This window comes from Bartonella sp. AP88HLJMH (assembly GCF_042195605.1).
Classification (GTDB): domain Bacteria; phylum Pseudomonadota; class Alphaproteobacteria; order Rhizobiales; family Rhizobiaceae; genus Bartonella.
This window is the reverse complement of record NZ_JBHIOR010000027.1, coordinates 1-9,244: the sequence shown is the minus strand read 5'-3', so window position 1 is coordinate 9,244 and position 9,244 is coordinate 1. Positions and strand designations below refer to the sequence as shown.

Genomic DNA, 9,244 nt, shown 5'->3' with positions numbered 1-9,244 from the left:
TTTTTGACATATCCAAAGTCTCTCAGTGCACGAATGCGGCGGAGCGTTCTGCGCCCAAACTCAATTGTTTCATCAGTCATTTCGTATTTTTTTTCCATGGTTTATTTCCCTTAATGCATGTTTTGTTTTTTAATCTCTTGAGACAACACACCAATTCCTTTTGCTGTGATTTTTGCGCAAGGAATGACTTTTTCTGCCTTTTTTGTTGTTTGAATGATGTGGGTTGAGCAATCCATTAGTCCTTTTTGGATTTTATCTTGATAAGGAAGCAAAGGAGCGCCATCAGTAATTCGATATACCCATCTTTTTTCTTGTAAGAAGAGAATGAACTTTTTGGGTTGCATTTCAAGAATTTTAGCAGCTGTAATAAGACCGAAGAGCCCATCAGAGCGTTGCAAGCTTTCCAGAGCCATTGCTTTTGGTTTTAAATCTTCAATGATAGTATCTTTTTGATTTATTTGCCCTTGTAGGTAATTCAAAAAGCCAATCATCGCTTGTGGACTTGAGTAATCGATTTGTGGTGTAACAACTTGCTTTGCACGCCGCTCGCATTCAATAAAATATTGACGGGCTTGTTTTCCTTTTTCATTACGCTCTACCATGGAAAGTTCTTTTGCCATTTCCAAGGTGAGATGATAATTAATTGCAATAACAGATCTAGATTTTGCGCTCGCCAAATTTGGTGACCGCAAATCTTGTGTTTTTACAAAGTCTTGTCCTTCTATAAAATTGTATCTGCTAATACGGTCCTTAATCCAATTGGAAAAGTCTCGTTTTGCTTCTAAGAATGCGTGCAAGTCACGAGCATTGACTGTCTGAACGCTTTCTTCGTTAATGGTGTTATTTGTAATAGTGATAGGATTATTCATAAGTTTACTCCATCCGATAATTTAATAAGAGGAAAGAGGGGGGCGCTTTTAAATGCGCCCTTAAGAATTTTTAAAGCACATCACAAGGACGCAAACGGTGTTGTTTTTCGTAAGAACCATACATTGCATCATCATATTCGCGCTGTTTTATATCATCTAAAAAAAAACCGTATGCTGTGCTGTGTAGAATAAAATCGTGAGGAATGTTTCCGTTGAAGCACTGCTCTTCACATTCTTTAAGATAGAATTCGGCAATATCTTCAGAGATATCTTCGCAACGATTAGTCGTTGGTTCAATACGCAAAATTTGGACAGCATTATCGGCTTGGTCGATAAATTTGATCATGTCACTTTCTTCTAAGAAAGGACCAGATTTAGCGAGATTTTGCTCTTCATTTTCGCACATCACTAAGAGAATTTCATCAGAATTTATAAACACTGGTTTATTCACAAATGCCTCCATATCAAAATATTAAATACATTTTGAAAAAAACGCCTTGACATAGGTTTTTTTTTTCGGGGTATGGTGTCTGTATATTTCATATTTAATGAACGTCGTCAATAAAAAAATTCATAAAACATGAAATTTTATAAAGGTAAAAATTAATTATGGATAACACAATGTTAGAAAAACTTTGGAATTATGGAGATAAAAAAGTGATGGCAGCTATTATTCTTTGTCTAAAGAACAAGAGTTTTGAAGAATCGTTAAAACAGCTTTCTGAACTTCAGGTTTTGCTTGATAATAAAGACGAATAAATTGTTCAGATTCTTTTATTAAAAAAGGTGGGATTTCACCAAAAAAATCAATAATTTTTATTAGCTCGTCCGCTCTTATTAATCTAGGTTTTATTGGTTTATTTTTTGCTGAATTATTTAGTATGTTGGACAAAGTAGATGGCAATATTCCTAAGTGTTTAGCTAGCATTTTTTTGCTGCCATGTCCATTTTTAGCTAATTGCTCATTAAGCCATGCCTTTAACTGATCCGATTCCATAAGAGTAAGGCTCTTTCATGCGACATGAAAAATCAATAAAAAAAAACTGAATTTTTATCTTGATAAAATTCATGAAATATGAAACTTTATTATTATGAAAAAAGAACCTGCGTATACCATAATAAAATATTTAGGGGGGGCTGTTAACGTTTCGCGTATTTTGCAGAAATGTAAAGGCGCTGTTTATCGTATCACTTATTCTAAAGAGAAGGGTGGTGCTAATGGATTATTTCCTTCAATTTATCAAGCGCAATTATTAACCTACGCACGTGATCATGGGATAGATTTGCGTCCAGAAGATTTTTTTTATCCCGATCGCTTGCAGAGATTAATGCAAGAGCAACACCCCCCAATGTCGAAAATTTGCAAGAGCTGCGGTGTTGATCACACCGGAGAAACTTTACAGCATTAAGGAGATAAAGATGAGTTCGAATGAAATTTTATGGATAGCAGTGGTTTCAGTTTTGCTCTTAAGCGGAGTGATGTTTCGTATTGCATTGCATTATCGCGATCAAGTTAAAGCACTTAAAGAGCAGGTTCAAGATATTAAGAAAAAAATGAAAGAGAATGAGTTTAGGTATTTAATGGAAAGCAAGCAGACAATTGATGAATGTGATGCGGATCTTGAAGAACGTGACAAGGAAATTAAACAACTGAAGCAAGAGATTGAAGAACTAAAACAAAAGATAGATGCGTATCGAGAAGATTTTACACGGAAAAGTGAAAAGATACAGGCACTAAAAGCAGATGTTCAATCACGTGATACGGAAATTAAAGAATTGAAGCAAGAGATTGAAGAACGCGACGACGAGGAAATTAAACAACTGAAGCAAGAGATTAAAGAACGTGACGAGAAAATTCAAAGACTAACACAAGAGCTTAAACAGCGTGATGAAGCAGTAAAAGCGCCGCTTCATAAGAATAAGAAGAGTAAGAAGAAGGGTAAGTGAGGAGAGAAAGATGAGTTTAGTAGCAATTATTACGTTTTTTACTACCAATGCGGTTATGTTCTTTTGTGTTATCGCTATGTTCTTTTTTGTTTTGCTCTATCGCAATAGAGAACAAGAGCTCAAAACAGAACTGAAGGAAAAAGATATATTAATTGTAAAGTTAAATATGTCAATTGAAGAGTTGAAAAAGAAAGTACAAGAAAGAAGAGTTATAGGAACCTTTGGAGGTTATGATTCATGAAAAAGAACAAACTAATAAATACTTTTATCTTCTCACCTTAATAGGTGAGAAGATAAGTAAAACCTAATTCCCAATCTTATAAGATTATCATCGTTGATGACTTAATTTTCGAAAAAAGCTGGGCCAAAAGCGAACTTCAAGTGTTTTATGTGGGTCATATGATGAAGTATGTTCTAAGATAAAGATCGGAACGGATAGTTTATCATGATTTTCTGTTTCTATGGAGCGAATTTTTAATTCCCATTGAAAACTATACCCACCATTCACTGTAAATAGGTCAATTCCTCTTTCTAATACGTTGTTTTGGATGACAGGATTTGTTGTAACGGGAGTTATTAAATCGATACATTTGGGAGATGTTTTAAGAATGCTTCTTGGAGAGCTTTGAGAGTATGGATAAGGAGTTGGATAGAATGCTTGAACGAATTCGAAAGGGCTATTTTCATCTATTCGTATATAGTTCATTTTCATTGGTCGGTCTGTGGGGTTTTTGATGGAAAATTCTATGAGAATACCTTCTGGTGATAGATCTTCAGGTTTAAGATTAAAGATCTCAACTTTCATCTTTGGTCCTAAACCTTCTGCTATGTTTTCTGTCCACAAAGTTTCTAAGGAATTTCTTATCATTTGGGGAAGGTCTTTTTTCAATATACTTTGTCTTTTGAATGTTGCGAGTTCTGTTTCAATGTTATTCAATTTATTGTTCATGTTAATTGTAATGTCAGTTAATTCTACAAAATTTTCTTGCATATTTCTCATATCTCTTTCTCCTCCGCTTTGGGAAAACAGTAATTTTATAAAATACGTTTTGTATGGAGAGGAGCGGTGATTAACACGATTCTTTGTTTTGATCTAGGTACCAAAACGGGGTGGGCGATACGTGGTGCAAGTGGTGACATGTTCAGTGGTACCGTGAATTTTCAATCACGCCGTTTTGAAGGCGGTGGAATGCGTTATTTGCGTTTTAAACAATGGCTATCAGAAATAAAGCAGACAGCAGGTCAAATTGACGTGGTGTATTTTGAAGAGGTGAGGCGTCATAAAGGTACAGATGCAGCGCATGTTTACGGTGGTTTGTTAGCAACGTTAACGGCGTGGTGTGAACAGCATCAGATACCGTATGAGGGGATACCAGTAAGTACGATTAAGAAAGCGACGACAGGCAAGGGGAATGCGTCGAAAGAAGAGATGATTAAGGCGGTGCGTGCAAAAGGACACAATCCGAAAGATGATAACGAAGCAGATGCTTTAGCAATTTTATATTTAGTTAAAGAAAGGGAAATCACTAATGTCAAATAAAAACCAATGGATAAAAATTAATGTAGAAAAATGGCTTCTTGATCTCGCTGATTTGCCTCCTACTGAAGGCAATATTTACATGAGGTTGCGATTAAAAATGTTACACACTGGGAAGCCTATTACGAACAATTTACGAGCCTTGTCCTCATTAGCTTGCTGTTCAATTGACGAGCTTGATGATGCGCTAGATCTCTTAGCTGAAACTGGACACATCTTTCTTTTTGATGACAACCACATCTGGAGTCCAGATGTTGAAGAAGAGCTGAAGAACAACAATCAACAATCAGAAGCCGCATGGCATAAGCGCAGGAAGGACAAAGAGAATGTCCAGTAAATTACCGTGGACGAGGCTTAATACAGACCAATGGATAATAGATGTTTCTTGTATGAAACCGATGGAAAAAGCTGTTTATCTTACTCTTAGTTTGTTTATGCGTAGAACACAAGAGCCGCTTGATGAAGCTACTTTTCTATTATCACGTTATGTTGGTTGCTCAGAGAAAGCATTTAGTAAAGCACTCAATGCTTTACTCTGTACTAAAAAAATCATTCGTTTAGACGATGGTCGTTTATGGAGTTTAGAAGTTGAAGAAGAACTCAACAGCCTTAGTGAAGAAGAGCTAGATAATTTCACTTGCAATAATATGGAGGTAAGGCATGTCTAATGGTATGCCGTGGATAAGATTTCATTTGTATGATTGGATTAGTGGTACAGATGGGATGACATTGGAACAACGGGGCGTTTATATAACACTTCTTGTTCGCATGTACGATAAAAAAGCGCCAATTAAAACAGATTTTGAAACGCTTTCACGTGCTTGCAATTGTTCACGAAAAAAATTCGCAACTATCATCGAATATTTAATGAGGAATGATAAACTTGTTGAGATAGATGGTGGGTTGTGGAATACGCGCGTTGAAGAAGAGCTAAAAGATTTTGCTGATAAAAAAGATCATATATCACAAATTCGTAGTGAAGCTGGTAAAAAAGGTGCACAAGCAAAAAACAATACAAAACAACATGTTAATAATTTTGCTGAAGCAAACGACAAGCAAAATGATTTTTTTGCTGAAGCAAAAGATAAGCAAAATCTAGCTATAAAGAACCAGAATAAGAATAATATATATAAAAAAAATAAAACTATCGTTTTATCAAAAAAAGAAACTGAATTTGAAGATTTAGAAACAACGGATTTGATTGAAGAGCCAATCGAGGTTGATGCGATTGAAAGCGAACCAAATCAAATCGCAACATCATCAGACAACCAACCTCCCATTCACGAGCAAGAAAACGTTCCTAAGAAAGCCAAGCGAAGTAAGGGGAAAAAAGAACTTGGAAGCGTACCAGAAGATTTTGAACCTGATTTGCAATACGCAATCGATAAAGGCTTAACGCAGGATGAGGCGTTATTAGAATTCGAAAGATTTAAACTTCATTGGAAAGCCAACCCATGTCGAAATGCAAACAATCGCGATTGGCAAAGTGCTTGGTGTGGTTGGATTATTAACCAGAATGGAACGCTCGCCAAGAAATTAGAACAGGAGAAACGATATGCAAACGAACGCTATAAGCTCTCAACAAATAACTTCACAAACAGCCTTTCACAAAGCTTCAGTACACTCAAATCAGCAATCACCACTAGCGATTCTTATGGATCAGAATGCAGCAGAGATACAGAGGCTATCAGTTCATTTGCAAGCACTTGCCAAGAGAGTGGACCGAAGTGTGTACCCTCCAACCTCTATGCATGGAAAGCCGTTGACGCTGGAGGAGAGATCGCAAGTTTTGCAAGACTGTAATCGCTTACAAGCACTGCTTTCACGGAAAGTTACGGTTGAACATATCGAGGCGGCTGCTTATTTGCTTTCTGGTCTAAAAATACCGGCAAATATAGACCCTAATGTTATCGCTTTAAATTATAGCATAGCCTTATCAGATGCTTCAGAATACGCTCTAAAGCAGGCTGTTAAGGATATCATATGCGGAAAAGCAAAAGGATTATCGAAAACCTTTATGCCAACAGGAGCAGAGCTTGCAGAGTATTGCAGAAATTTGAAAGCAGAGCTTTTTTCGGGAGCATCAGTCATGAAATCGTATTTAAAAGCATTGAAGGATAAACAGCAAAGTAGTGAAGTTTGCTGATGATTTTGAGAATAGATATGCGTTTAAATTGACAGAAAGGCACCGTACAGAGCGATTTAAATATTTTGTGATAAAAACCACATTGAAATTAAAAACGCTTCTATACGGCCCATTTTGAGGCAAATAAACCCATTGGTAAAGTTATGGATTTAGATAGGGGATATTAAACCAGATGTTTTTAAAAAAACGTAAACAGAAGGGGGAAAAAAAGTTCGTTGCAACAGCGGTTGGATATGCACCATGGGGATTAGGGGTAGCTGAGTATTTTTACAATCTTTACGAATATGATGATGGTACAAGAGAATATGAAGAATTTGACGGTGGTCAGTATCATGAGATGCCTGAGAAAGTTGATTACAGTACCAAGGCGCAAGTGAAAGCTTGGATATATGGGGGTGGTATTCCGAAAAGTGTTTTGAGTTGTGAAGCGTTGATAGACGAGGTGAATAGGGAAATCAAAAAACGTACAGTTAAAGCAGTGAAAACTTATGATGATATAGACAACGAGCTAGAGAAAGCACTTGGTATTCAACTAGGTAGGTATCAAAATGAAAAAAAGTGAAAAAAATAAAAAAATACGTATTGACTTTAAAGAAAGGTTCGTTTATTAAGGTCGACAAGTGCCTAAGAAACACTAAACGTTAAGCGGGTAAACCACGAAAAGGTTTCTCCCATTTCTTAAAATACTGACTTTCTTTTATGCTATCGTTGGCATATAACGATTTTGTCGGGTGTGGTCACACCATACAATACTCTTTATGAGAAAAGTGTGACGACGGACTTAACGCCGTGTTTCTTAGCACCCGGCGCCCTTATAGGGTCGTCAATAAGAAACTTAATTACGTTAAGAAAGCAATTAAAATGACAAAAAACGAAATTAATATTACCACTGATTTCTTATGTGATTTGTGGATGGCAGTATGTAAAGAAGCTAATAGTGAAAATATTGATATTGATACTGAAAATGAATATCATATTTCTTTAGTAGAGCTTATGGGGGCTCTTGAGAAAGTTTTGTTTTTTAAATTACAAAAAGAAATTCCAAATTTTACAAAAATCTTAGCAATTATGACAGAATTCGGTCAATCCGAACCAATTGAATCAATAGTGCCTCTGTTAAAAGCTTATACCCCCGATTTGAATAATGTACATAGCCTAAAAGACGCTGCGTAAATGGCTCGGGCGTGGCGGGGGCGCCTGCTTTTTAATTTTTATTAAATTTTTAGGAAAAAAAGATGCCGCAATCCTTAATCGATATAAATCAAACAAATTTAACAAACGTAAATCAAATCAAAATAGATGATAGCATTCAAACTATGTCTAGTGTTGAAATTGCAGAGTTATGTGGTAAGCAGCATAAACATGTTATGCGTGATATAAAGAAAATGCTTGAAGAAATTAACGCCCCCAAATTTGGGGCGGTTGATTTTACTGAGCCCAAATTTGGGCCCAGTGATTTTGCAGGGGTTTATAAAGATTCAACAGGTCGCACCCTCCCTTGTTACAACCTTCCAAAGCGTGAATGCTTAATCTTAGTTTCAGGCTACAGCACTACATTGCGTGCAAAAATAATTGACCGGTGGCAGGAATTAGAAAAGAAAACAGATTTAGCAAGTGCTTTAGAAAATCCCCTTACAGTTAAAAAACTTCTCTTAGAGAGCATCAATCAATTAGAAACTTTAAAAAATGAAGTGAATACTCTTAAACCAAAAGCAATAGCTCTTGATGGTCTAAAGCGCTCGGATGGCTTGTTTGGTATTACAGAGGCAGCAAAAATATTGGAAGTAAGACCTAAGGATTTAAGTAATTATTTACGAGCACATGATTGGGTTTACAGAAGAGCGCCTGGCGCCCCTCTGTTACCCTATCAAGATAAGATCAAAAAAGGTCTTATGGATTGTCCTGTTATCACTATTCAAAAAAATGATGGTACAGAAAAAACCGTACCATCAACAAAGATAACGTCTAAAGGACTAGCATATTTAAGAGAAGAAATCCACGGAAATATGCAATAGTTTAAAAAGCAGCGGCGGTGCGGGGGCGCCTCCTTATAACCATTTCATTTAAAAATTTGTTTGAATATTAGATTAGGGAGCTACCTATGACCACTAAAACTGTATCCAAAAAATATGAACTTACTAATGAAACTACAGAAGTTAAAGACCATCTCTATGGTAGAGTTAGAACACTTTATCGCATTAAAGCTTTAAGAAGTTTTGGAAGTGTTAAAAAAGGAGATTTAGGGGGCTTTATTGAAAGTGAATACAACTTATCACATGATGGCAATTGCTGGGTTGGTGATGATGCCAAGGTTTATAATGCTGCTATGGTTTGGGGGCATGCGAAGGTTTTTGAAAATGCAATAATTTGTGATGAGGCGTGTGTTAATGGGTTTGCGAAGGTTTACGGTAATGTACGTGCTTATGGAAAGGCAATTATTGGTGGCAGGGCGCGTGTTTTTGGAGATACGCAACTTATTTTGGGGGCATGGGTTACAGGAAGAAAAGAGATTTCTACAGGTTTAATATCCTTTTGTAGATAGATAAAGACTGTAGAGGAATTGATTAAAGCGGCTGTGGCGTCTAAAAGATAGAATAAAAAAAAGCCGCGTCCTTTAAGACACGGCTTTTGTTTGCAACTGGAAACTTATACATTTTAAATGTTAAAATATATTACACAAAACGTGTAAAAATGCAAGCCTTAATACATAAAAACCGCATCAAAATGAATTGATACGGCTTTTAT

At 36.3% G+C, this 9,244-nt stretch carries 16 protein-coding genes; 12 read left to right on the top strand and 4 right to left on the bottom strand.

Features of this window, described 5'->3' with window-relative positions:
• Positions 1-110: 110 nt before the first annotated feature.
• The 3 genes from ACFIMA_RS08645 to ACFIMA_RS08635 all read right to left on the bottom strand — a co-directional run bounded on the left by ACFIMA_RS08645 (position 111) and on the right by ACFIMA_RS08635 (position 1,866).
• Positions 111-869, bottom strand: coding sequence for an antA/AntB antirepressor family protein (locus ACFIMA_RS08645; RefSeq protein WP_375693371.1), 759 nt, complete (start codon positions 867-869; stop codon positions 111-113).
• Positions 870-939: 70 nt separating this feature from the next.
• Positions 940-1,320, bottom strand: coding sequence for a hypothetical protein (locus tag ACFIMA_RS08640; RefSeq protein WP_375621921.1), 381 nt, complete (start codon positions 1,318-1,320; stop codon positions 940-942).
• 219 nt (positions 1,321-1,539) lie between these two features.
• Positions 1,540-1,866 (bottom strand): XRE family transcriptional regulator, encoded by a 327-nt coding sequence (locus ACFIMA_RS08635; protein WP_375627683.1) that lies wholly within the window; start codon positions 1,864-1,866, stop codon positions 1,540-1,542.
• 94 nt (positions 1,867-1,960) lie between these two features.
• On the opposite strand from ACFIMA_RS08635, the gene ACFIMA_RS08630 reads away from it, so the two are divergent.
• From ACFIMA_RS08630 to ACFIMA_RS08620, 3 genes are read left to right on the top strand one after another with little or no spacing between them, the layout of a single operon-like run.
• The gene (locus ACFIMA_RS08630) at positions 1,961-2,278 is read left to right on the top strand and encodes a hypothetical protein (RefSeq protein ID WP_375693370.1); all 318 of its coding nucleotides are present in this window, start codon (positions 1,961-1,963) and stop codon (positions 2,276-2,278) included.
• A gap of 10 nt (positions 2,279-2,288) precedes the next feature.
• A complete protein-coding gene (locus ACFIMA_RS08625; RefSeq protein ID WP_375693754.1) occupies positions 2,289-2,816 on the top strand; it encodes a hypothetical protein in 528 nt (175 codons plus the stop codon).
• Between the two features lie 10 nt (positions 2,817-2,826).
• Positions 2,827-3,057, top strand: coding sequence for a hypothetical protein (locus ACFIMA_RS08620; RefSeq protein ID WP_208434686.1), 231 nt, complete (start codon positions 2,827-2,829; stop codon positions 3,055-3,057).
• Between the two features lie 87 nt (positions 3,058-3,144).
• On the opposite strand, the gene ACFIMA_RS08615 is transcribed toward ACFIMA_RS08620, so the two are convergent.
• Positions 3,145-3,816, bottom strand: a complete 672-nt coding sequence (locus ACFIMA_RS08615) for a hypothetical protein (protein WP_375643700.1) — start codon at positions 3,814-3,816, stop codon at positions 3,145-3,147.
• Between the two features lie 66 nt (positions 3,817-3,882).
• Between ACFIMA_RS08615 and ACFIMA_RS08610 the strand changes: the two genes are divergently transcribed.
• From ACFIMA_RS08610 to ACFIMA_RS08570, 9 genes are all read left to right on the top strand, one after another.
• The gene (locus ACFIMA_RS08610) at positions 3,883-4,356 is read left to right on the top strand and encodes a crossover junction endodeoxyribonuclease RuvC (RefSeq protein ID WP_375693368.1); all 474 of its coding nucleotides are present in this window, start codon (positions 3,883-3,885) and stop codon (positions 4,354-4,356) included.
• Complete coding sequence (locus ACFIMA_RS08605) at positions 4,346-4,690, top strand: DUF1376 domain-containing protein (protein WP_375681603.1); 345 nt, start codon at positions 4,346-4,348, stop codon at positions 4,688-4,690. The genes ACFIMA_RS08610 and ACFIMA_RS08605 overlap by 11 nt, the downstream gene beginning before the upstream one ends.
• Entirely contained in the window at positions 4,680-5,021 is a 342-nt protein-coding gene (locus ACFIMA_RS08600) for a DUF1376 domain-containing protein (protein ID WP_375681602.1), read from the top strand. Before ACFIMA_RS08605 ends, ACFIMA_RS08600 begins: the two co-directional genes overlap by 11 nt.
• Positions 5,014-6,156 carry a DUF1376 domain-containing protein gene (locus ACFIMA_RS08595; protein WP_375693367.1) on the top strand — a complete coding sequence of 381 codons (1,143 nt, stop codon included), beginning with the start codon at positions 5,014-5,016 and terminating at the stop codon, positions 6,154-6,156. Before ACFIMA_RS08600 ends, ACFIMA_RS08595 begins: the two co-directional genes overlap by 8 nt.
• Positions 6,143-6,499 (top strand): hypothetical protein, encoded by a 357-nt coding sequence (locus ACFIMA_RS08590; RefSeq protein ID WP_375693366.1) that lies wholly within the window; start codon positions 6,143-6,145, stop codon positions 6,497-6,499. The genes ACFIMA_RS08595 and ACFIMA_RS08590 overlap by 14 nt, the downstream gene beginning before the upstream one ends.
• Positions 6,500-6,671: 172 nt before the next feature.
• Positions 6,672-7,061, top strand: coding sequence for a hypothetical protein (locus ACFIMA_RS08585; protein WP_375693365.1), 390 nt, complete (start codon positions 6,672-6,674; stop codon positions 7,059-7,061).
• A 299-nt stretch (positions 7,062-7,360) separates the two neighbouring features.
• Positions 7,361-7,672, top strand: coding sequence for a hypothetical protein (locus ACFIMA_RS08580; protein WP_375685521.1), 312 nt, complete (start codon positions 7,361-7,363; stop codon positions 7,670-7,672).
• Between the two features lie 62 nt (positions 7,673-7,734).
• Positions 7,735-8,514, top strand: a complete 780-nt coding sequence (locus ACFIMA_RS08575; RefSeq protein ID WP_375693364.1) for a phage antirepressor KilAC domain-containing protein — start codon at positions 7,735-7,737, stop codon at positions 8,512-8,514.
• An 86-nt stretch (positions 8,515-8,600) separates the two neighbouring features.
• Positions 8,601-9,041 (top strand): hypothetical protein, encoded by a 441-nt coding sequence (locus tag ACFIMA_RS08570; protein WP_375612653.1) that lies wholly within the window; start codon positions 8,601-8,603, stop codon positions 9,039-9,041.
• The last annotated feature ends 203 nt before the right edge of the window (positions 9,042-9,244 follow it).